The organism is Brotaphodocola sp. (assembly GCF_050873365.1).
Taxonomy (GTDB): Bacteria; Bacillota; Clostridia; order Lachnospirales; family Lachnospiraceae; genus Brotaphodocola.
The window spans coordinates 158,023-178,291 of the sequence record NZ_JBNMIQ010000001.1; the positions used below are offsets into that span (position 1 = coordinate 158,023).

General features: G+C 45.3%; 28 protein-coding genes, 1 tRNA gene and 1 pseudogene. All 30 read right to left on the minus strand.

All coding sequences use genetic code 11. The features are described 5' to 3' along the window. Positions 1-7: 7 nt before the first annotated feature. The 30 genes and pseudogenes from ACR0QT_RS00695 to ACR0QT_RS00840 all read right to left on the minus strand — a co-directional run bounded on the left by ACR0QT_RS00695 (position 8) and on the right by ACR0QT_RS00840 (position 20,262). The gene (locus ACR0QT_RS00695; protein ID WP_432628990.1) at positions 8-3,208 is read right to left on the minus strand and encodes a phage tail protein; all 3,201 of its coding nucleotides are present in this window, start codon (positions 3,206-3,208) and stop codon (positions 8-10) included. 193 nt (positions 3,209-3,401) lie between these two features. Beyond that, complete coding sequence (locus tag ACR0QT_RS00700; RefSeq protein ID WP_432628991.1) at positions 3,402-3,575, minus strand: hypothetical protein; 174 nt, start codon at positions 3,573-3,575, stop codon at positions 3,402-3,404. 30 nt (positions 3,576-3,605) lie between these two features. Next, positions 3,606-3,704: pseudogene (locus tag ACR0QT_RS00705) on the minus strand (Gp15 family bacteriophage protein); the annotation flags it as partial. 32 nt (positions 3,705-3,736) lie between these two features. Beyond that, positions 3,737-4,042: a hypothetical protein gene (locus ACR0QT_RS00710; RefSeq protein ID WP_432628992.1), complete on the minus strand. Its 306-nt coding sequence runs from the start codon at positions 4,040-4,042 to the stop codon at positions 3,737-3,739. A 14-nt stretch (positions 4,043-4,056) separates the two neighbouring features. Then, entirely contained in the window at positions 4,057-4,500 is a 444-nt protein-coding gene (locus tag ACR0QT_RS00715; protein WP_432628993.1) for a phage tail tube protein, read from the minus strand. Further along, the gene (locus ACR0QT_RS00720) at positions 4,488-4,925 is read right to left on the minus strand and encodes a phage tail terminator protein (RefSeq protein ID WP_432628994.1); all 438 of its coding nucleotides are present in this window, start codon (positions 4,923-4,925) and stop codon (positions 4,488-4,490) included. The genes ACR0QT_RS00715 and ACR0QT_RS00720 overlap by 13 nt, the downstream gene beginning before the upstream one ends. After that, positions 4,925-5,305, minus strand: coding sequence for a hypothetical protein (locus tag ACR0QT_RS00725; protein ID WP_432628995.1), 381 nt, complete (start codon positions 5,303-5,305; stop codon positions 4,925-4,927). The genes ACR0QT_RS00720 and ACR0QT_RS00725 overlap by 1 nt, the downstream gene beginning before the upstream one ends. Then, entirely contained in the window at positions 5,305-5,643 is a 339-nt protein-coding gene (locus ACR0QT_RS00730; protein WP_432628996.1) for a hypothetical protein, read from the minus strand. Before ACR0QT_RS00730 ends, ACR0QT_RS00725 begins: the two co-directional genes overlap by 1 nt. Positions 5,644-5,648: 5 nt before the next feature. Further along, on the minus strand, positions 5,649-6,035 hold the full coding sequence (locus ACR0QT_RS00735) for a hypothetical protein (RefSeq protein ID WP_432628997.1): 387 nt from the start codon (positions 6,033-6,035) through the stop codon (positions 5,649-5,651). 1 nt (position 6,036) lies between these two features. Further along, positions 6,037-6,300 carry a hypothetical protein gene (locus tag ACR0QT_RS00740; protein WP_432628998.1) on the minus strand — a complete coding sequence of 88 codons (264 nt, stop codon included), beginning with the start codon at positions 6,298-6,300 and terminating at the stop codon, positions 6,037-6,039. A gap of 8 nt (positions 6,301-6,308) precedes the next feature. After that, a complete protein-coding gene (locus tag ACR0QT_RS00745; protein WP_432628999.1) occupies positions 6,309-7,211 on the minus strand; it encodes a capsid protein in 903 nt (300 codons plus the stop codon). 18 nt (positions 7,212-7,229) lie between these two features. Continuing rightward, positions 7,230-7,835 (minus strand): hypothetical protein, encoded by a 606-nt coding sequence (locus tag ACR0QT_RS00750; protein ID WP_432629000.1) that lies wholly within the window; start codon positions 7,833-7,835, stop codon positions 7,230-7,232. 128 nt (positions 7,836-7,963) lie between these two features. Continuing rightward, positions 7,964-8,548, minus strand: coding sequence for a hypothetical protein (locus ACR0QT_RS00755; RefSeq protein WP_432629001.1), 585 nt, complete (start codon positions 8,546-8,548; stop codon positions 7,964-7,966). A gap of 205 nt (positions 8,549-8,753) precedes the next feature. Next, positions 8,754-8,903 carry a hypothetical protein gene (locus ACR0QT_RS00760; protein WP_432629002.1) on the minus strand — a complete coding sequence of 50 codons (150 nt, stop codon included), beginning with the start codon at positions 8,901-8,903 and terminating at the stop codon, positions 8,754-8,756. Positions 8,904-8,906: 3 nt separating this feature from the next. After that, positions 8,907-9,179 carry a DUF6275 family protein gene (locus ACR0QT_RS00765; protein WP_432629003.1) on the minus strand — a complete coding sequence of 91 codons (273 nt, stop codon included), beginning with the start codon at positions 9,177-9,179 and terminating at the stop codon, positions 8,907-8,909. 164 nt (positions 9,180-9,343) lie between these two features. Then, positions 9,344-10,993: a phage minor capsid protein gene (locus tag ACR0QT_RS00770; protein ID WP_432629004.1), complete on the minus strand. Its 1,650-nt coding sequence runs from the start codon at positions 10,991-10,993 to the stop codon at positions 9,344-9,346. Continuing rightward, positions 10,983-11,261 (minus strand): hypothetical protein, encoded by a 279-nt coding sequence (locus ACR0QT_RS00775; RefSeq protein WP_432629005.1) that lies wholly within the window; start codon positions 11,259-11,261, stop codon positions 10,983-10,985. Before ACR0QT_RS00775 ends, ACR0QT_RS00770 begins: the two co-directional genes overlap by 11 nt. Then, positions 11,185-12,768 (minus strand): capsid protein, encoded by a 1,584-nt coding sequence (locus ACR0QT_RS00780; protein ID WP_432629006.1) that lies wholly within the window; start codon positions 12,766-12,768, stop codon positions 11,185-11,187. Before ACR0QT_RS00780 ends, ACR0QT_RS00775 begins: the two co-directional genes overlap by 77 nt. After that, positions 12,765-14,135, minus strand: coding sequence for a terminase (locus tag ACR0QT_RS00785; RefSeq protein ID WP_432629007.1), 1,371 nt, complete (start codon positions 14,133-14,135; stop codon positions 12,765-12,767). Before ACR0QT_RS00785 ends, ACR0QT_RS00780 begins: the two co-directional genes overlap by 4 nt. Next, positions 14,135-14,599, minus strand: coding sequence for a terminase small subunit (locus tag ACR0QT_RS00790; protein ID WP_432629008.1), 465 nt, complete (start codon positions 14,597-14,599; stop codon positions 14,135-14,137). The genes ACR0QT_RS00785 and ACR0QT_RS00790 overlap by 1 nt, the downstream gene beginning before the upstream one ends. Positions 14,600-14,698: 99 nt before the next feature. Next, positions 14,699-14,775, minus strand: a tRNA-OTHER gene (locus tag ACR0QT_RS00795). Positions 14,776-14,870: 95 nt separating this feature from the next. Further along, positions 14,871-15,344, minus strand: coding sequence for a hypothetical protein (locus ACR0QT_RS00800; RefSeq protein ID WP_432629098.1), 474 nt, complete (start codon positions 15,342-15,344; stop codon positions 14,871-14,873). A gap of 144 nt (positions 15,345-15,488) precedes the next feature. Continuing rightward, positions 15,489-15,695 carry a hypothetical protein gene (locus ACR0QT_RS00805; protein WP_432629009.1) on the minus strand — a complete coding sequence of 69 codons (207 nt, stop codon included), beginning with the start codon at positions 15,693-15,695 and terminating at the stop codon, positions 15,489-15,491. Continuing rightward, a complete protein-coding gene (locus ACR0QT_RS00810) occupies positions 15,688-16,236 on the minus strand; it encodes a hypothetical protein (RefSeq protein WP_432629010.1) in 549 nt (182 codons plus the stop codon). Before ACR0QT_RS00810 ends, ACR0QT_RS00805 begins: the two co-directional genes overlap by 8 nt. Positions 16,237-16,238: 2 nt before the next feature. After that, positions 16,239-16,817, minus strand: coding sequence for a hypothetical protein (locus ACR0QT_RS00815; protein ID WP_432629011.1), 579 nt, complete (start codon positions 16,815-16,817; stop codon positions 16,239-16,241). Positions 16,818-16,917: 100 nt separating this feature from the next. Further along, entirely contained in the window at positions 16,918-17,367 is a 450-nt protein-coding gene (locus ACR0QT_RS00820; protein WP_432629012.1) for a hypothetical protein, read from the minus strand. A 2-nt stretch (positions 17,368-17,369) separates the two neighbouring features. After that, the gene (locus tag ACR0QT_RS00825; RefSeq protein WP_432629013.1) at positions 17,370-18,146 is read right to left on the minus strand and encodes a phage antirepressor; all 777 of its coding nucleotides are present in this window, start codon (positions 18,144-18,146) and stop codon (positions 17,370-17,372) included. Next, positions 18,139-18,453: a hypothetical protein gene (locus tag ACR0QT_RS00830; protein ID WP_432629014.1), complete on the minus strand. Its 315-nt coding sequence runs from the start codon at positions 18,451-18,453 to the stop codon at positions 18,139-18,141. Before ACR0QT_RS00830 ends, ACR0QT_RS00825 begins: the two co-directional genes overlap by 8 nt. Before the next feature lie 35 nt (positions 18,454-18,488). Next, positions 18,489-19,232, minus strand: coding sequence for a DUF6291 domain-containing protein (locus tag ACR0QT_RS00835; protein ID WP_432629015.1), 744 nt, complete (start codon positions 19,230-19,232; stop codon positions 18,489-18,491). A 214-nt stretch (positions 19,233-19,446) separates the two neighbouring features. After that, the gene (locus ACR0QT_RS00840; protein WP_432629016.1) at positions 19,447-20,262 is read right to left on the minus strand and encodes a hypothetical protein; all 816 of its coding nucleotides are present in this window, start codon (positions 20,260-20,262) and stop codon (positions 19,447-19,449) included. Positions 20,263-20,269: the final 7 nt, after the last annotated feature.

Sequence of the window (20,269 nt, forward strand, 5' to 3'; positions counted from 1 at the left end):
GCCCTCCTTAATCGAATTGTATTCCAGAACGTTTTTCCAGATCTTTCAGCTTTTTCCGGAGCTCTCTGGTGTCAATGTTGACAACCAGATCAAAATTTTCCAGTAATTCGATGATCTTTCTGAGTAGTTCGATCACGATGGATAACTGCTCCCCGCCGGCTGTTCCTGATACAGCAAGAACTTTTTCCAGCACATTTTGCAGTCTGCTATCTTCCTGGTTATATGGAATTGCAGATCCCGTTGTTGCCAGCGGCGGCGTTGCATTTCTTGCCACCATAGACATTGTTGCAACAAGCGGAGCAACACAAGAATTCATTCCTCGCTGTACGGCCTGTGTGATACCTTGCACAATCTGCTGGTTATTTGCAACCGCCGCACGGCCGCCCCAGCGTCCAATCATCTCCGGAGTGCCATCTTCTCGCGCAACAAACATTTCGCCAGATGTCGGGAATCCACCGGATGCATTTCCCTTTACTCCCGGTCCGCCAGAAGAAGATCCCCTTCCAGATGTCACGGTTCTTGTGGAATGTACACCTTCATCATCGTCAGCTTCGGCTTCTTCTTTTGACTTTTTAAAAGTACTTTTAGCTTTATCGATTACAGAGTTAAATGTATTTCTTATAGTATCAGCGACATTACCAAGCCATTCGGTTATGCTTTGCCAAATTTCTTGCATGCCGTCCCAGAGCTTGCTCATAATGTTTTTGCCGATTTCAAGCATATCATCAGGTTTGAAAGCGTCCTTGATTTTTCCCCAGATTTCCTCAAACCATGTTTTTATAGCATTCCATTTTTCCTCGATCGTAGCTTTTACTGCATCCCAGATCTCGGAAAGTTTGTCACGAATTGCTGTAAATTTCTCTGTGGCCAAATCGCGTATTGCATTCCAAAGCGTTGTTGCAAACTCTTTTATTGCTTCCCATTTCTGTTTCCAATATTCCGAAACAGACGATAATATCGAAAGTATAAGTGTTTTTATAGCATTGAAAGCAGTGCTTACAACCGCTTTCATAATATCCCAGATACCGCGTAATATTTCCTTAATGCCATTCCAAGCTTTATTCCAATCACCCGTGAATATACCAACCAAAAAATCAATTAGACCGCTCAGTATTTCCAGTGCTCCACTTATTACATCTGTAACTCCGTTTAAAAAGATAAAAAAGTAGTCTATTGCTTTTTGAAGATTTTCAGCAATAACAGGAAAAATATTTTGAATAAACCATGCAATAAAAGGTTTTAATGCACCTTCCCATAACTGCTTAATGGCGTCTATCGCTTTTCCAGAAAACTCCAGGAATTTATCTATAAGAGGCTGCAAATGTTCTTTTACAAAAATTGCAAATTTTTCACCTGCATTATTTAATACCGGCACAATATAAGCTTCAAAACATTCTAACCATATTTTTTGTAATTCAGTAAGCCCTTCTGTAAAAGTCTCTATTAATGGGTGGATGTGATCATCGTAAAGTTTTAAAATTCCATCTACAGCATGCTCAAAAGCTTGTGAAATAGTATTTAAAACATTTTCAAAAACTTTTAGAAGTTCATTTAAAACTGTTTTAATCTGTTCACTATTATTTGTTATGGGAGTTGTTAATAGTCCTAATGCATCTCGTCCAAATTTTGCCAGTAATTCCGTAATTCCAATAATTGCATCAGAAAATATTTTTATAAGATCGGCTGTGATCTGCTTTGCTGAATCACTCCGGAAGACAGTAAAAATATCCGAAACCGCAATAGAGAAGTCTCCGACAATCGTAGATATGTCACTACCGATATTAAACATATCTATGATATACTGCTTTATTCTGCCTGTATTCTGCTGCAAATACAGATCCATGCCACCCACGATGTTATCTGCTATCGTAAGTCCGATAGATACAACAGAACCTGAAATCTGACCAAGGCTATAAGCAAATGTGTTTCCGAAATTATCCGCAGCTTTCCGCACTTCTGGATCTGTAAAAATGTTTCTTAGGCTCTGCTGGATGCCGGAAATATGTTTCTGGATATCATCAAATACAGATGTATCACCAAGACCTTCCCAAAATCCTTTGGAGAAAGAACTTTTCAGTTCGTTGATCTTGTCGACGATTGCCTGAAGACGACTATCAATTTCAGAAGCGCCATCATCCAGCTGACCCATGTCGAAATCATCGGCTGCATATCCATCGTCACCGCCACCACCTGATCCGCCTCCAGAGCCATCACTTCCGGAAGACTGATCAATGATATGCAGTTCGTCCAGACTGCTCGTGACACCTTTCATGTCTTTGGCGGCTTTTTTTGCGCTGTTGCCTGCGCCACCTGCTGCTGTTCCGGCCTTATTTGCCGCCTTTGCAACAGATTCCATTCCACTCGCAGCCGAAGACGATGCGCCCTTACCTTTGGAAAGCAGCGATGCCAATGCTTTAATCGCATTGGCAAGACTCAGTATTTTTCCGATAACTGTATTGATAACATGAATTACCGGAGATAATGCCGCAATAAGCCCTTGACCGATTGTTGCCTTTAAACTATCGAACTGGAGCTGGAGAATACGCACCTGATTCGCCCAACCATCAGAAGTTCGGGAGAAATCTCCTGCCGCCGTCGTAAGCTGGCTCTGTACGAACTGGTACCGCAAAGCAACTTTCTCCATCTCGGACATTTTCGCCGTAGTCTTGCCGAACCCATTCGCCAGAGCGTAGCTATCAAGCGCTGTCTGGGTCATCACAATTCCCAGATCTTTCAGGCTCTCTGTCTCACCGGTAAACACGGATTTCAGTTTCGTATATGCTTCATCTTGTGAAATATTGTAAAAAGATGCTACATCACCAGCCAGACCAGTCAGAGTCGTAGACATATCGTAAGCAGCTTTTTCGTTAAATCCGAAAGCCTTGGCCATAGCGCCAAATGTTCCGGCGAACTGCTTTGCCATTGTCTCCGATAATCCAAACTGCGTAGCAGCGTTCTGAGCAAACTGGTCCACCTGCTTGCTCATATTTGTAAATGTTACATCTACGACATTTTGTACTTCTGCAAGATCTGATCCCAGCTCGATGCAACTTGCACCGAAATCGATAATTTTCTTTACCGTAAACGCTGCCGCGAGTGCGGAACCTGCCTTTTTGGCCAAGCCTTCAATGTTGGTCATCTGATTTTCAAAATTATTTTGGTTTACAACCAAATCCAAGCCAATCTGTCCAACACTATCCGCTGCCATAAACTCTCACCTGCCTTTTTAAGACAGGCACATCGGCACAGCGTCTCAAATTTTTAACTCAAACACACGTTTGCAATCTCTGTTTTTACATTTAAAAAAAATGCCTACACACTTGGCATTTGCCGAGCGGTATGCATTTATTGGATGTCCGCAATATGGACACTTCACTTTTTCTTGATCTGTTTTTACAATTTTAACCACCTCCAAAGCAATCCTTCATGAACTGCTCCAGATTTTTCATTGCTTTTTCATATTGCTCTTCTGGCATATTTTGGGCTTTTCTTTTTCTCCAAGTATCGTAAATTCTTTTTTGATCCGGAGTAAAATGTTCGATAACCTTCTGGTCTTGCTCTGCTCGTATCGCCACCACTCGCCCTAAAGCGGTATCTGGGGAAAGTCCGGCCAGCAGAGACCGGAACTCATCCCATGTTACTGTCTCAAATTCTTTTGTCCGGATACGAAGCCCGTACTGCGACAGAAAACTGGAAATAATCAGATCCCAGTCTTCAAAGAGATCATAGTACGGGTCTACTTTTCCCCCTGTGCTTCAGATGTCGGACCTGTGATCAGTTCCATTGCCGCCTGCACGAGCACCATCCAGTCAGCCATGCTTAACTTCATTTCCTCAATAATTTTTCTGCTTTTCTCTGGGAATACTAATTCATAAATTTCCGCCACCTGCTCATTGCTAAAGCTGCCATCGTTCCTCACAAAGTTCATCACTTTAAGCATGGTCGGCGCGTCAGCATTAACCTCCAGCATCTCATCGCGAACCTTCAGGAACGGGTTGCCATCAAAAGTAAGTCTATCCGTAATATCAAGAATTTTTGCCATCTTTCTTCCTCCTGTTAATTAATCGCCGGTGTAAATGTTGGCTTTCCATACAAGGTAAGCGTAAACTCCAAAGCATCCAGCGTAGTTGTGTCGCCGCCTCCTGGAGTTGTGACATTAATGGTCGCAAGTCCTTCCAGCTTAGCACCAGAAACCATTTCCCACACAAACTTTGTCAGGACATCATTTCCCATCTTCATGGCCAGTCCTGCAATATAATCATTTCCCGGATCACCGACAGAACGCTTTCCCTTAAAATCAATGGAAAATTTCTTGCCGGTAACCATATTCTTCGCCCATCCTTCAGCGTCCATTGCAAACCATTCCACGGTCTGGCCATCGATGGACGGGGAAAAATTTTCCAGATCTGCCGGCATTACCATCTGGTCTGTTGTACTTTCTGTTCCATTTGTTCCAACCTTAAACTTGTTGCTATGTACTGGATACACTACTCCTGCCATACTTCTTCCTCGCTTTCTTTTTCTTTTCGTGAATAAATCAGATCCAACCAAATTACATATTCATACACCCCATTGTCATCTGTGCCGACATCCTGCGGTTCTGGCACCATCAGACGGATATACGGCACCGGTGTATTTCCTATTTTAAGCGAATCCGTGCTCCTGATCTTTTCCCACAGTTCAAATGCCGCGTCTTCGCTCTCGCTTTTTTTTCTGTTCCAGTGGATCAGGAGAGAGAGATGCCGTGTTTCGTAGCTTGTGCATTCCAACCCGCCCAAAGCGATCTCTGGAGATCCGGATGCTGAGCGAGAATATACACCGATAGACTCCTGCTTTTTGTTATCCAGTTTTCCGATATAAACATGTGAGTCCTCTGCAATTCCAAAATCAACAATCCATTTCCGGATGTCTTTTAATTTCAACATCACACACCACCTGCTCTCTTATAAAATTTCTTAAATGCTTTTTTCGCAAAATCCTGACTAATCCCTCCCGGCAGCCACGGCTCATACCATGCCCCGCTAGCAAATGGATTTTCATACGTCTGGAAATGGTATTCCGGATGGTAGTAGAGGCGGCGCGCGTATGGAGTGCTGGAGATCAGAGATACTTTTCCTCTTTTAGATCGGCTATAATCTACGAACGTACTTTCGTTTTGCAGGTTTCCTGTATCGAACGGAAAGATCTGCGCCTGCACAACTTCTGTATGCAGCGCCTCCGCTGTTTGCTCCAATGCGGTCACTGCCGCCTGCGTGAGCTGGTGGATTCGCCCCCAGTTCATTTTCACACTTGAAGTCACCTGCATCAGACCACCTCCAGACTACAATAGTTTACTGTGCCATCCGGATTCCGATTCTTACACCCCTGCTCAATCCGGCGCTCCTGTCCGAAGATCGTTACTGTGCCACCACTTAGAGACGGCAGATCCGGCGCAATGTCTCCCGGAAACAAGGCAGTTCCCGTGATCTGCACCAGCTTCTTTTCCGCTGTCAGGATCGTTTTGGCTCGATCTTGGAAATTACATACAAGATCGAGATCTGCACAAAATTCCGGATCTCCATCAGAAGTAATCTCCTCAGACTCCAGATGTACGTGAATCGGTGTTTTGCAAAGCCGTTTCGGCACCAAGCAGGGATATTTCATCTTTCTCACCTCGCCAACCGGCAACACAATCCTGTCTGACACAGAAGCGCATAGACATCACGTTTCATTGCTACGCCCTTATCCGTGAAAACATTCCAGGAACCGCCAAACTGTGCCGATACGCCGTTGATGCTGTAACTGGAAAGGATTGTGTTAATCTCATCTTCATTTTCATGCTCAAAATCTGCCTGTAAACAGACCACTTCTCGAATTACATCCTGCTGGAAACTGGTCAAATCAGAAAAACCCTGACCCACAATCCGATTGTAAGTCAGGGAATCGATGTGCCGGCTTGCCTGCCTTAAAATCACTTCGAGTTTTTCATCTGGCACAGTGCTACCACCATATTCTGTTTTGTAATATTCCGGAGTTACATACGGCTCATATGCCATATCACTGCCCTGCTTTCTTTCTTGCGACTTTTGCCGGTTCTTCTTCTGCCGGCCCTTCCTTTGCTCCTTCCAGTGCGGAAATCTGCTTTTTCAGATCTTCATTCTCTTTCAGGAGTTTGGTATATTCATTGTAAGAAACCGTCTTTTCTGCTCCATACTCGACCAGATTTCCATCATCATCCCGGATGTCGAAGCCGGCAGTCTGATACAGAGCCTTCTGACTCTGGTCGATGGTATAGACTTTATTTCCTTTTTCTGCTGTCATTTTTTCACCTATCCTTCTGCTTCTGCATTGATCGCAATACCACAGGACTTTCTTTCAATCAAGAAAGTATCTGTATAATACCGGTTCTGGTATACATACTTGTCCGCTGTACGAGAGTCTGTTCCCGGGGTAAACAGCTTCATGTATGCGTACTTGTCACGAGAAATCACACAGGACGGGTGCACAAGAATCATGTTGATCTGTTTTGCATCACCTGCCGGTACGCATCCAGTTGTAAAATCATATTTTGTCTTAAATCTTGCGGATGGTACAGGCTTAATCTGCACATCATCCAGACTATGGACGCGTCGATTAATCACGCCTGCCGCACCAGCACTGATCACTCTGGTTACTCCATTGGCGCTCTTGAGCAATTTGTTCATCGCAGAGGTAGCATAGAGAATACGTCCTTCCTGTGGTACGGACTTATCATCCATGATTGCCATCTGCTCATCGAACCAGTCAAGAATATCGGCCGCTGTGAGAACGGTATTGTCGATCACAGCGCCCTTGCTCTTGTTGGTTTTGGCTTCTGTGTACAGCTTGGAGAATCGATAGCTGTCTTTTTCTGGAATTGCCTGCTCCTCCTCGAAAACGTTCTGAACATTCGCAATTTCCACAACCAGATTTGTCTCATCGATATCCATCGGGTCGATTGCGAACTCCACATCTCGATCATGAGTCAGTTTCTTCGGCTCCCAATCATTCGTAATCGTTCCTGCGTTAAAACTCATGCTTCCACGGTTGTGATCCTTATAGCCACTCACGGTCATTCTCGGGATCTTGATCGTCTGCGCGTTCAAAAATTTAATTCCCGGATTCGAGAGTGTCAGATCATTAGAGATCATCTCTCTTTCGTATTTCTGCGCCAGTTCGCGCATGAAAATCTGTGCGTAATCATATACTGCCATTTTGCTTTGTCCTTTCTACTATTTTTTCTTGTTGCCAAAAATCGAAGCGAGCTGATCATCCTGATTGCCAGACTGTCCAGCTCCACTGCTTGCCGCACCCACCTGTACAAAACCAGATGCTCCGGATGTCTGCGGTTTGAGTGCCGGCACATCTTCCAGAACCTTATTCAAAGACGCTTTCAGATTTTCGGTATTGATTTTTCCGTCCTGTCCCATAACAGTACTAAGATCTGCCATTTTAAGCACATACGGAATCGTCTTGGCATTAATTCCAAGTTCTACCGCTGTCAGGGTTGCCGCGTTCTGGATCTGTGCCTTCTGTGCTGCTTCCTGCGCCTGCGCCAGCTGTGCCTGCATCGCATTTACGTCTGGAGTATTTGCCGCCTTCTGCTGCTTAAATGTTGCGATTGCCTGCTCTACTTCCTGCTGGGATAATCCCTGCTGTTTAAAGTAGGCTTTCAGGGCTGTGTCTTCCTTCGCCGCCAGAGTTCCTTCGAGCATCTGCTGGATCTTGCTGTAATCGATTACAGCCGGCTGTCCAGTCTGATTCTGGTTTCCTGCCTGAGAGTTCTCGCCTGTGCCCTGCTGGTTCTGTGCCTGTGCCTGATTCTGGTTTCCTTCCATTTTCTGTGTCTCCTTCCGTTTTAAGAGTGTCACTCTTGTTACTATCCATTGTCTTCGGTGTCACCGGTCGCGCAGAGTTTCGTGTCTTCTCGCGTTTGGACATAAAAATAACACGCCTCTCAGCGTGCTTATGACCCATTTCCCATTTTCCTGACGATCTCCCATTCTCGCTCTGAAAGATCATATTTAATTTCTTTTTCATATTTTTCATGCTGTTTTTCTACCTTGTGTCTTTCCGTTACTGCTTTTTCGGATAAGAGCAGGCCACCACCAAAAATTGCCCTACCATCTTTTTTCTGCGCATCCAAGCTACGGATGAGCTGACAATCATTCCGATGGATTATGAATTCAATTTCCTTTCTTGCCATTCCCTGCATCATTGCACCGGTTACAATATAATCTGGATAATCGTATTTAGGAAGCTGTCGCTCTTTCGTAAGCTCACGCATTGTTCCGTTAATTAATCTGCTTAATTCCGGAGAGGACTGGGCTACCACATCCTCATTCCCACAATTAGTTGCAAATGAAGTGGATACAGTTGCACCATTTTCGTATACAATTTTGGCATCACAAAAAATATGATTCATTTTGTTCCATATATTTTTGCCACCTAAAAATGTCAAGGTCGGTGCAAAAAGAAAAAATCGAATTCCTTTTTCCAGATAATATTCGCAAATTTTTGAAAAGATCGAAAAAGGCGGATTGTCTACCACCACGCAATCATCAGGATATTCAAAATCTTCGTAGCTCCCACCTGGCCAAAATGGCCGTACTACCTGATGAGGGCTTATTCCATATTTTTCACAAGCCCATTTTTTACCACTTCATAAATTTCGGGGGGTGTAGCAATCATCGGTGGTCTTTTTGGGTTTAAACTTTTCGACAAATTCTTCATATGTTTTACTTTTCACGGTGTTTTTACTCCTCGATCTTATTACATTTTGTGTACCGCTGCACATATCTGCCATACGGACCGGCGCTCCTGCTCCAATGCTTGCAATAATTATGCTCGCACTGGCAGCGGGGTTTCTTTCCGAAGTGCTTTTTAAGCCATTCCAGAATACTCATCTCTTATTCCTCCACATGACATGTGTTTTTTACTTTTCGATAGATATCCTCATACAGCTCCTGCTTGTCACCATTATAAGTATACTCTGCATAGATTCCATCTCCTGATACCGTAGTAGAAGCAAGAAGCTTGTAATTCTGCAAAGTCTTGCAACTCCATACAACAAAGACATTACTCAGGTCAATCTTTTCGTTCTGACCCTGAGAATTGTACCACTCAACAAGTTTTTTCTTGCACACACTCTGGAAGTGTGCCATTCCTGTAATAATCATCATTTGCCCTCTCTTTTCGTGAAAATGGGTATAAAAATACCGCCAGCCTAATGACTGGTGATTCTTCTTGTTTTTTTCTAAATAGTGTAGTAAAATAATTACAAGATATCTTAATAAAAAGGAGTGATACCTGACCCCCACTTTTGGGTTGGGCCATCGCTCCTTTTTTACTTTTGCCTCGAAAAAATATTAATAATCTGATTGTCTTTTACCAGAATAAGCTTATCTACAAAAGAAGTGTGGCGGGACCAGTATATGCCTTCTACTTGTCTCAATAAATCAGTTTCTGATAGTGGACATGCTGAAATATCTAAAATAAAATTTGAAGCTTGCTGCTTCTTTTTAGATATCGCATTATAAATAAGATTTTTGCTTGTTCCTGTCAATTCTTTTAAATCGAATGCTTCGCCTCTAAAAATATAATCCGGTGTAGAAACTCCTTTCGGATTCAATACCCTAGGCACCATTGCAATTTCGCCTCCGAGTTCTTTTTTAAGAAGCTCCGCTATCTCTTTTTCCTTTGTGGCATAATCTAGTACAACCTGCCTTCCATCAACTTTATAATCAATACCATTTACTGTATATGTATTTAAGTCTATTATTTGATGAGAATTCGGCGTTGCTCGTGCTTTCCATTCATTTGTAGCGTCCAAATAGCCGTTAAATTGCTCGCTTTCTTTAATCTGAGCGTACTCTCGACTATCTAAACCACCCGTCTTAAATCTTGCATTTCTCCATTTAAAAGCCTTTTCCTCATAAATTTGCCTGTTTTCTGAATTTAATGAATGTTTAGCCAACCGCTCGTACTTTTCTTCCTGTCTGGTTGCATACCGCTCTCTAGCTTCCAGCTGATTCTGCAATCCAATATCTTCCAGTTCCTTCTGCGTCCATGTATCGTCTGCTGAAGAAATTCCTGGGAAGTATGTAGTGTGGCTGTCTTTGCACCGTGGATGATACAGCCCCTTACTTATCGCATAGCTCATAAGTGGATATTTCTTTCCTGTTTCCGGATCAGTTTCTCTGTTTCCGTTGCCACTTCCTCCGCTCCACACATCGTCGATCAGTACTTTTCCGACAAACGGAAGGCATTTCGGACACGGATTCCCACGCTTGGCCATAATAACCGTATGGATATCCCACTCCTGCCGTTTCTCGCCTTCCCCTTGCAAGTATGCTCTCTTGCTGGCCGTCCGAATTGCCATGTCTGCATAATTCGGAAGCGTATGTCTTGCTCCATTGGAATACTCCACACAATTAAGACCTCTCGACAGCATGTCCTTCGTGGCCATGTCCACCGCTTTTTCATAAGTGCCTGCTCCAGAATTGGCATATACCTGCGCGTCAAAGATTGCCTTCCGGTAATCGTCATTTGCTTTTCGGAGTATTGCTGTTTCAGCCTTTTCCATGTCATGTACGGTAGCTTCAACCAGGGCATCTAATTTTCGATCATTTATCCGGAAGAATTCCGCAGTCATTTTGTGGCGTTCCGGAGCTTTGTTCTTTCCAGAAACTTTCCAGCCTTTTTTAATCGCCTGCAAGATTTGGATTTCCTGCTTCATCCCGCCCCTATTTCTCGCTTCTCGGATCAGGTCTCTGATCTGGCGGTTTAGCTCATTAAATTGCTTTTTGTACTTTTTCTGGTTATTCTTCTTGTACTTTTCCAGCGCCTTGAGCTGTTCGGTCTGCCACATAGACCATTCATACCCTTCTGCCGTCTCTTCCGCCCGATGCCGATCCATGTTGCGGATCATCGATGCAATCAGTTCCTCTTCGATCTTCTGGAAGGCAGCGGCAATGTCGTATTCGTTATGTTGCACTCATCAGCGCTCCTTCCGCTGCATCTTGTCCGGCATATTTCATCACTCGTCCATCATTCGCCAGAACTTTAAATCCTTGTGCCTTGAAACCACGGATCAGAGTCTTTAACTGGGTATTGCTTTCGCATTTATCATCCCGAAGCTCCGCATATCCTTTTTTCTCGATGGCATACACTCCAAATGGCACTTGCTCACTTGCTACTTTCAGCAGTCCCTGGTACTCCATCTGGCTCATTCTGTACACTCGGTTCATTACTTTCACTTGCATTTTCGCCCTCCATATTGACAGAAAAAGAGCCGGCAGACATATTGACTCCCGGTTCTTCTACTTCTGCAATTCCCTGCTCTGCTTTCAAACGTGCAATTTCTTCCTGCTTCCACTCATCATCGCGGGAATCTCCATATAATTCTTCTACCTGTGCCTCTACGCTCATCAACGCTACTCCCGGACGTGCTTTTGCCATTGTTTCAACCTGGCTCTCGAAAGATGGATTGGCATATTCTCCAAACGGAATATCTACCTTAATCTTCTCGATCGGCTTCTGGAGCAGAATGTTGTAAGCATTAATCGACGCAGATACAAGTTCCGGAAGCGTCTCCTGTAAGGCTTCCACAATCGCGTTTCTGGTGTACAGAGTAGTCTTCTCTTTTTCCCGCTGCGCTTCGGCATTGTCCAGCTTCTTTGTATCGATTCCAAGTGTGCTTGGACTTATGATCCCCTGCAAACACAGATCCAGCGCCGTGATGTAAGATGCCAGATAACTGTCGTGTGGAATCGTTGGTTGATCTGTCTGGATCCTGTTCTCTGCCTTCTCATCCATGTTGTTGTCTCCAGCGAAATACCGGCAATCGAATGGATTCGGACGGAGCGTCATTCCTGTTTCTGGGTCTTTCGGCACTAAGCAATCCGGAATGTATGTCTTCGATCTTCCGGCCCGAACTGCGTCCATCCACTGAGACCATACCTCATCGAATGCATCGAAACTATCCAGCTTTCCATCGAAGATAGAACCACCGCGCCCATCGTACTTTGCTGATTCATACACTCGAATTGGCACTGCAAGGATGGTATTCGTATCGAATGTATAATTCTTCAGATTTTTCGTCTGTTCCAAGGTTGTCAGATCAACCATCTTTTCATTCAGATACAACTCGTTCAGGATATATCCATAACCGTACCTTTCATTTAAGACATACTGTCTTCCCTGTACCAGAATTGGTGTCTTAAAGATCACTTCGTGCACTCGATCACGCCGATGCAGGATCTCGATCCGTTCTCCTGGATACCATTCCAAGATAGGATATTCACTCACCTCCGTATCGATTGTGACCTTAAAAGCTCCATCTCCAATGTACAGAATTTCTTTGAGTGCCTTCTCCATTTTCTTCCGGAACTTGTTACTTTCTTCGATTTCTTTCCAAATCTGTTCCTGCTTGTCCTGGTCGAACTCGAAATCTCCCATATCCGCCAGCGTGATCGAAGACAGAACGCGAACGATCAGTCCCGGCAGACCGGTGTGAATTTTTCGCATTTCCATGCCCGGAGTGCAGCGGGAAGCCCAGAATTTGTATTTATCTGCGTATTCTGTAAGACTGTTATATAACTGTTCCAGTTCGTTGCTGTCTCCACGATACCAGATCCGGTTGCGGATCGCATTGGTCTCAAAGTCCGCCATCTCATTAATTTGGATATTGTATGGACTCGCCGCTTGAATCTGCAACCAGCTTCGCACACCTTTGCGAATGTTGTCATTCATCTTCTGCCACCACCTCATTTTTTCTTATCCTCCTCGTCGAAGCCGATCAGACTTTTATACGGAATCCATCCATACTGTCCTGCGTTAATGGTATGGTCGTTTCTATCTTCCGGCTCGTCCTTGTCCTCTTTCCAGCTGTACTTGTCCAATTCTGCCAAGTGCTCCGTGCAGGTATCCACAACCAGATAACAGCCTTGCTGTATCCATCCGAGTTGTAGCTTAATACGATCCAGAATCCCGAACTTCTTATAAGCATCCCAGAAATTGTACAAGCAACCATGCAGGCGCTTGTACTTCCGAAGCTCCGTGATCGTTGCCTGATCCGCATTATCTACATATACATCTTTCGCGAATCCCCACTCTTTCCGACACCGCTCCAGAAACTCCACAAGTTTCACTGCCGTGTCACTTGGTGCAATCGGCGTGTCCAGATCAGCATTGTTGTATACACGTTCTGCCAGCGTGATCAATCTTCGGTCTGCTGTAATTCCTTGGAAGACCATCGAAATTGTATCCGGGGACTTGGTAGAATACGCTGTATCCAGTCCGCAAGAGAACTTCTTCCACTGGATCCGGCCCGCTTCCACTTCTTTCCGCACCCATGCAACGGTTACTACATGTTTCTTGCGGTCGAAATTTGGAAATACCAGTCCGGTAGCTTTGCCTCGAAGCCCCAGAATCTTGTTCTTCCAGATCTTTGTCCCCTTCGGAGTGTTGGCCAGAATTTTGTTCAGCTTTTCTTCCGGAAGTCCCAAATTATGGACAAAAGAAAAGAACCAATGCACCCAGCCGGGTTTTGGCTCTTCTTTTAATTCGTCTTTTATTTCCTGCGGTGTTTCTGCTTCCCATTCTGGCAGCGGGCGTGAGCAATTAATGTATTCCTTGTACACATCCAGAGACGGATCATCGGGATTAAGTGTGGCCATAAGATAATCACAACGCATGGCAGCCTCTCGAACGAAATCAATATCTGCTGTGTTAATCTCGTCTATGTACAAGCATCCGTACTGTCCGCCAAGAGCTTTCTGCCACTTCTGTCGGTCTCCATATCCCATTACATAAACAACCTTGTCACCGCCAGTCGTATGAAATAGGATATGTGGGATCTTATCATCCTTGGTTCCGTTTCCTTTATACTCTGTCAGATCTCCGAAATCATCAATAATTCCCAGATCTTTATTAATGATGTTCTTTTCCGCTGTACCAGTATCTTTCGCCGCGATGATATGTAGTTTCTTCGGAGACTGAGCTACCTTGAGCATGAACTTAAACAATCCCACAGTGGTCTTTCCCGCTGCCGTAGTCCCTTCCAGAAACTCTACTGGAGCATTGCAGCGGAGGAAAGCCTTGTACTTCTCCGATAATAGCAAGCGCTCATTACTCACTATCCATCACCGCCCCGCATTTGCTGGATCAGATCATCGAGCTTGGTCTTTTCTGCCTCCAGAGATCCCGATACTTCTACCTTTTCCGTAAACAGAGAGTATCTTCGCCCGAGAAGCTCCGCCGCTTTCAACTTTTCTTTTTCGGACGGCTTCTTTTCCATCATTCGTGCTTCAGACATGCCCTCACCAACACCCTCGACCACAATTTCATGTCCTGTGCTCTCTCCACGCAGGACAGATGTTAAATACTCCATCACTTCCTGTGCATTGGCGATCTTGTCACAGTGGATCTGATCCATTTGGTCAGAAATGTATTTTTTAACGTTAGCATTTGTTAGCAATCTGCTGGCATTTGCTCTCGCCACTCCATCCTTCTTCACATTAGGATACGCGACCTTGTAAGCCCTCGTGGCATTCAGATCGATCAGGTATTCATCTGCAAAAATCTTCTGTTTTTCTGTCATTCGGACTCACCTCACTTTTTTTCCAATGCAAAAAGCCCCTGCCCGAAGGCAAGGACTCTTGAGAGGAGGTTTTGCGTCATGCAATATTTTCTGTCTACTTTGGAATGGAAGGAATCGAACCCCCACCCTCTTCTGGCCGGTATCCAGAAGCGCTCTCCCAACTGAGCTACATTCCATCATTCCGCCGGTGGGTCTTCCGGCGGTGGGGTATTACATGAGAAAAGAAATTGACCTGTTTATTACCGGTCCGGTATGTACAGTTTACATACTATCATTTTTCTTCTCGACATGACCCGACATTTTCAAAAAATCTCTGATTTCTTCTCCAGCAATTATCATCCGTATATTTGATCCGGCGCTTCGGGAACATGCTGTTCATTCGGTGCGCCACCTGCACCCATGTCAATCCATCGATGTAATACAGCCGGAACATAATCCGCAGCTCAGATTTTTCTATGCTGTCTATGTACTCTTCTGCCTGCGTTGTAAGTTCCAGAAGCTCCGCCTCTTTGAGTTCCAGCATTTTCTTATACCGTTCTCGAGCTTTCTGCTTCCGGTAATAGATCGGATCCGGAATCCCTGTCACCTTGATCGGACCGATTGTCAGATCTTCTCGCGAACCCATCACTGTATCCGAAACGATCGGCGGTTTATCCAGAAACTTATCCAGTTCCATAATTCTCCGTCTTAAATCTTTTATCTCCTCCTTCATCTCGCAGTACTGGACCAGAATTTCCTTGTCCAATGGACTCACCTCGCCTTCCATTCTGTATTTCTTAAAGACCACATTTTCCTCATCAAACAATCCTCCCTTGCAACTTTTCCACAATTTCGATATAATATATACACGCGCTTGTGGACTGTCTGATGAGGACGGTCCTTTTTTATATTACTTCTGACTAACTAAGTTATCTGCAAGTGACTGAGTTGCGGCTTCCGGATTGCTCCCCATTACTCTCTTGCAAGCGTTCAGGATAATTTTCCGAATTTCCGCATACTCATCTTTCGTCAGGAAACTGTTCTCTGTTGCCTCGTAGATCATCTCACGGAGTTCTCTATTTTCCACTACCGTAACTCTCTCGCCTGCCTTACTCATTCCGGCTCCCCTCCTTTCTATACGGCTTTGGTAACTCCATCCAAGCGATCACCTCTGCCATCGGATAGTTCGGATTCTCCTCACTGCAATCATCTGCATCAGTTACCCACGGATTTGTATCATCACTTTCTATGTCCAGAAATCTCCACGCACCGTCATATGTGGCTAATGTTGTATATATAACTTCCGGATGCTCCTCGCCTTCGTAAGTCCAGAAATGTCTTTTTACCGTTGCCGGCACCCACTCATTTTCTTCTGGCATCTCACCGCCGTTTTCTACCGGAATCCACTGTTCTTCTCCATCCAACATGCCAGACAGCACCAGCGCCGTCGCTTCGATCGCAACGCTCATCAGAGTCATACCAAGCTCTTTCCAGCTCAGATCTTTCTTCACATGCCTCTGCCCTGCTGTTTTCTGTGTTGTCATGCCAATAAGGTCATACACCACCTCTTTAAGGCGCGGGATATTAGCTTTCTGTCCATGTGTCATCAAGAAGCTCCACATTGTTGTGTTTATTTCGTCTGCTGGATTTCTTTCCATGCCTATCTCTTCTCCTCTCTATTCAATTCTGGAAGCGGCATCCAAGCGATCACACGCTCAGAAATTGTACTCAGATCTTCCCAGTCTTCCGGACCTTTTTCTCCTGTTGCATAGAACGCTTCATCATCTGGACTATACAGATCCCAATTTTCTCCGCGAAAATATGCAACAGAAGGGAATGTCCACTCTGGATGGTCACTTTTTTCCTCTTCCGGAAGCCAAGTTGCGCCATAGTCCGCAATCCACCGCGACCGCTGTGCAATAACTACGCACAACTCTCCAATCTGCGGGAGCTTCTCCTCTACCGAAATCCACTTGTACAATCCTTTCGTTTTCTGCATTCTTTCCCGACTCTCCTGCAACTTTACAAGCGTTTGCATCGCCTGCTCTTGCACAAGAGACAGCATTGCCTGCACTCCGTTCGGGCTCAGTCCTGTGTCTTCATACTCCGCAAGTTTTTGCAATGCTTGGCAAAGTTTCTGATGCACTTCGCCAGTAATTTTTTCGCCGGCATCCAGCTGCTTCCGCGTCATACCTCTCAGTTTTAAAGTGCCCGATAAAGTCTTTACTGTCAGTCTCATTTTCTCTCCTCTCTTTCTCTCTCCGCCAGCACCAGCAGCGTCGCAATCGCTGCCAGGATGCCTGCTCCCGTGCCTGCCACAAATCCTACAAAAAACAGCATCATTTTGTCGTTCCTCCTCTACCGGTAACTAAATCCGACCACAGAACGGATTCCATTACACCGTTCGGCAGTCGCACAACGCAGAAGTACCGGTTTTTGGTACTCACAACTGTACCCCTCGTCGCCCTTCCGTTGTTCGTTCCGGATCCATTTATATCGTCAGAGATTTTTAGGCTCCGGAGTGGGATTGTATCTCCCACTCGCGTCTCCTTCCGCACCTCTGCGATCTTCTCCGCCGAGATTGCAGTAGCCCGCAGGCGTTTTTCTTTCTCCGACGTACTTGGTACATAGACCAGTTCCGGCGTCATTTCTTCCGGATGCTCTTCCATGTACTTTCTGCGATACCAGCACGCCGTATCACAGGACACCCCGCACAGCTCCATAATCTCTCTGGTTTTCTTTACTCCCTTTTTCAAGGCGTCATAGATCTTCTTTTCTTTCTCAGTCATTTTTATACCTCTGTCCGCAAGAACTTATTTACAAAGTAGATCTGTCCCTTTCCGGTTACTTTCGGGGTGCGGGTCGTGATGTTGCACCCATTCCCATCTAACCGCGTGGACTCCTTAATCTCAAACAGTCCTTTCTCCATTGCGTTCTGCGTCGGCATATTCCAATCTTCGCCCCGGCGCTTAATCAAGTATCCATTATTGCGCAACCACTCAAACAGGCGTTTCTGGCCGATTTCATATCCGTTCTGGCAGATCAGCTTTGCCAGATTTCCCACAAGAATAGATGTCTGGCTTCCAGATACTGCATCCGCGAATACCTCCTTCGGGCGCATCCGCTCGTTGTCCTCCAGAAGCGTTTTCTGCTTTTCTTCCAGCTCTTGTATAATCTGCTGCGCCTCGAGAAAAGCGCTCGCCATCCTCTGCTCTCTTGTTGTCTCCTGTCCAACTATGTACTTGCCTGTTCTGCGGATGGATGGGAGTACGTCGTGTGTAACCCAGCGTTTAAATTCCTTTGCTGTTTTAAGCCGACTGTTAAATACCAGCGCATACAGACCAGACTCGTTGATAAAAATAGGATTCTGCTTTCTTCCGATGGGGTCGAGAATTTCGACCCCATCCATCTTGTCCTCCTGGAAGACATGGTTCAAAATTGCATCTCTGGTATTGCTGTATCCGAGAGCGTTGGCCACGTCTCTACCAACAAACCATGGTTCTCCGCCGATGGTTATTGTTCTTATATGCCCGAATTCCGGACTATTAAAATCTCTCAGGTCATCCATTGTCTCTTTCCTCCTCTGCATCATGCGCCCGCAGGAGCATTTCATACGCCTGCCTCTGCATGCTATATTTTGCGTAGGTTAATGGCTGGCTCGCCAGCCAATACTCTCGCAGTAATTCCATTTTTTCTCGAGCATCCTCGATCATTTTTACGAGCGTGTGCCGGTCATATTCGATCGGGACGCTCTTTGCTTCCTCTGGTTCTTCCGGCTCTTCCACCTCTGGAGCTTCTGGCTCTGGATTTTCTACTGCCGGCTTTTCAGATTCAGCAGGCTCTGGAAGCACTTCCGGGAAATCCAGAAAGTTCATCTACCCTTCCACTTCGTAGGGCTGTATTGCTTTTCTCACTGTTGTATTCCCTCCAGCCATTTCAGAGTCTCTGCTTCCATCATGGCGTCGTAGTCTACTCCCTCCCGCTCTACAAAATTGTGGAAGCGGTTTGGCGTGCCTGCCCGCCGATTTTCCGGCGCCTTTTCCTGGCTTGGCACATAATTTTCGTCCAGATAATCGATATATCCGGAGTTAAAAAATGTGCTTCCGTTCTGGGCTCTCCTCCATCCAGAATCCTTAGCCAGCTCTGCGCGGTAGCGTTCAATCGCCTTAAACAGCGCAGTCTCTCCAACTGCCAGCAGCTTCTTTTTCTGGGTGGCACTCACCTGCCCCTTGCCTTTTTTTACTGGATATTCTTTCCAGAGGCGTTCAAACAGTGCGTCCGCTTCAGCGGTGCACGAATGTTTTTTTTTATTTACATTTACATTTTCATTATCATTTACATTTACATTAGGTTCGGGGGTGGTTACGATTCGGTTCTTGTTTGGTTCTTGTTTGGTTTCTTCCTTTTCCGCAACAACCGTTTTCGGTTCTGATTTTCTTCCACCCTTACTACCATTTATGTATCTCTGGTTGTTTGCATCAATTTGAGGCTTCGCCATCTGCAAAAACATATTTGCAAAAGCAGACACCTCATTCAGCTTCCCATCCAGCGCGTAGTCCATAAGAGCAACCATTGCCTCTTTGTAAATTTCTGGTGGCAACTCTTTTGTTGCCTCATGGAAACTTCTGTAAAAAACCATGCTATCTCTTTGCATGGCGACCTCCTTTGTTTTGGTTTTGCCCCCTCTCTACTGGATCAGCGGAAGGGGCAGTACCTCCGGCATAATTGTCGTGACACAATAAAAGCCGAACAAACAAGTTACCTATGCCCCACGGTCATCTTCCTGGCTATTGTCTGCACGCTAGTAGACTCACAGGTATATGGTCCGCAGTATCGGGCACTTTCGGCATCTCCCGGCATAATTACTATTACGATGTCAGTGCTGTGTTCGCATCTCCGGAAGCTGGCGGAATCGCCACCTGTTCCTTCGGCTTGTCCGGCTTTTTTGCCAATGTTTTCATGGCATCCAGCCACTGCACAAGAGTAAGATCATGGAAATCATTCACTTTATAATTTGCCATCAGTGGTCTTCTTCCTACTCCGGTTCTACGCAACTCGCTCCTTAATTCCTCTATGTACTCTTCCGGAATCAATTCCTTTGCTTTAGGCTCTCTGCTCTCTTTCTTTACCTCTTCTGCTTCAGCCGGCTTTTTTTTCATGCCAAAAACCGTCTCACTCGAAGTATCATTTTTCTGTATTTCAAGATCCACAATATTCCGCTCTGCATCATATCCGATGTGGGATACCTTAAACCGGTCGTAGCAGGTCATAATCATTTTTCCATTTCTGTCCTTGCGCCCGGATTCCTTAATATTGCACTTGGTGGCCGGGATCCAGATAAAAGGCGCTGTGTAGAGTTCTCTACCAATGCCCCAGTTAAAACAAGCTCGTTTAAAAGAATCGGAAGCAAGCCCCTTTTCAGCTTCAGCGTTGCTCTCTTTTCCGGTGTCTTCCTTGCTTACCCACTGCTTTTTCTCATCATCCCAGATAGAAACCGTACAGTTTGCATTTTCACGGCTGTGGCTTCTCTGCCAGTTCATCGGTCCGACGGATTCATCCAGAATATTCTGGTCTACTCTTGCATCCTTATAGAGCAGAAGAGAGAGACCTTTTTCACTCACTGTCGCGATCCGGCAGTCGATCTCGGATGCTTTAAGCGTCCGGAATTCCAATTTTTTCCTCATTTGCGTC

Excerpts from the sequence above, each read along its gene's own strand:
- ACR0QT_RS00820 (WP_432629012.1), bottom strand. The coding sequence starts at position 17,367 with ATGACTGAGAAAGAAAAGAAGATCTATGACGCCTTGAAAAAGGGAGTA.
- ACR0QT_RS00715 (WP_432628993.1), bottom strand. The coding sequence starts at position 4,500 with ATGGCAGGAGTAGTGTATCCAGTACATAGCAACAAGTTTAAGGTTGGA.
- ACR0QT_RS00780 (WP_432629006.1), bottom strand. The coding sequence starts at position 12,768 with ATGAGGTGGTGGCAGAAGATGAATGACAACATTCGCAAAGGTGTGCGA.
- ACR0QT_RS00725 (WP_432628995.1), bottom strand. The coding sequence starts at position 5,305 with ATGCAGGTGACTTCAAGTGTGAAAATGAACTGGGGGCGAATCCACCAG.
- ACR0QT_RS00775 (WP_432629005.1), bottom strand. The coding sequence starts at position 11,261 with ATGCAAGTGAAAGTAATGAACCGAGTGTACAGAATGAGCCAGATGGAG.
- ACR0QT_RS00840 (WP_432629016.1), bottom strand. The coding sequence starts at position 20,262 with ATGAGGAAAAAATTGGAATTCCGGACGCTTAAAGCATCCGAGATCGAC.
- ACR0QT_RS00740 (WP_432628998.1), bottom strand. The coding sequence starts at position 6,300 with ATGACAGCAGAAAAAGGAAATAAAGTCTATACCATCGACCAGAGTCAG.
- ACR0QT_RS00720 (WP_432628994.1), bottom strand. The coding sequence starts at position 4,925 with ATGTTGAAATTAAAAGACATCCGGAAATGGATTGTTGATTTTGGAATT.
- ACR0QT_RS00830 (WP_432629014.1), bottom strand. The coding sequence starts at position 18,453 with ATGAACTTTCTGGATTTCCCGGAAGTGCTTCCAGAGCCTGCTGAATCT.
- ACR0QT_RS00760 (WP_432629002.1), bottom strand. The coding sequence starts at position 8,903 with ATGAGTATTCTGGAATGGCTTAAAAAGCACTTCGGAAAGAAACCCCGC.
- ACR0QT_RS00835 (WP_432629015.1), bottom strand. The coding sequence starts at position 19,232 with ATGCAAAGAGATAGCATGGTTTTTTACAGAAGTTTCCATGAGGCAACA.
- ACR0QT_RS00695 (WP_432628990.1), bottom strand. The coding sequence starts at position 3,208 with ATGGCAGCGGATAGTGTTGGACAGATTGGCTTGGATTTGGTTGTAAAC.
- ACR0QT_RS00730 (WP_432628996.1), bottom strand. The coding sequence starts at position 5,643 with ATGAAATATCCCTGCTTGGTGCCGAAACGGCTTTGCAAAACACCGATT.
- ACR0QT_RS00805 (WP_432629009.1), bottom strand. The coding sequence starts at position 15,695 with ATGAGTAAGGCAGGCGAGAGAGTTACGGTAGTGGAAAATAGAGAACTC.
- ACR0QT_RS00745 (WP_432628999.1), bottom strand. The coding sequence starts at position 7,211 with ATGGCAGTATATGATTACGCACAGATTTTCATGCGCGAACTGGCGCAG.
- ACR0QT_RS00735 (WP_432628997.1), bottom strand. The coding sequence starts at position 6,035 with ATGGCATATGAGCCGTATGTAACTCCGGAATATTACAAAACAGAATAT.
- ACR0QT_RS00765 (WP_432629003.1), bottom strand. The coding sequence starts at position 9,179 with ATGATGATTATTACAGGAATGGCACACTTCCAGAGTGTGTGCAAGAAA.
- ACR0QT_RS00750 (WP_432629000.1), bottom strand. The coding sequence starts at position 7,835 with ATGGAAGGAAACCAGAATCAGGCACAGGCACAGAACCAGCAGGGCACA.
- ACR0QT_RS00825 (WP_432629013.1), bottom strand. The coding sequence starts at position 18,146 with ATGGATGACCTGAGAGATTTTAATAGTCCGGAATTCGGGCATATAAGA.
- ACR0QT_RS00815 (WP_432629011.1), bottom strand. The coding sequence starts at position 16,817 with ATGAGACTGACAGTAAAGACTTTATCGGGCACTTTAAAACTGAGAGGT.
- ACR0QT_RS00810 (WP_432629010.1), bottom strand. The coding sequence starts at position 16,236 with ATGGAAAGAAATCCAGCAGACGAAATAAACACAACAATGTGGAGCTTC.
- ACR0QT_RS00790 (WP_432629008.1), bottom strand. The coding sequence starts at position 14,599 with ATGACAGAAAAACAGAAGATTTTTGCAGATGAATACCTGATCGATCTG.
- ACR0QT_RS00710 (WP_432628992.1), bottom strand. The coding sequence starts at position 4,042 with ATGGCAAAAATTCTTGATATTACGGATAGACTTACTTTTGATGGCAAC.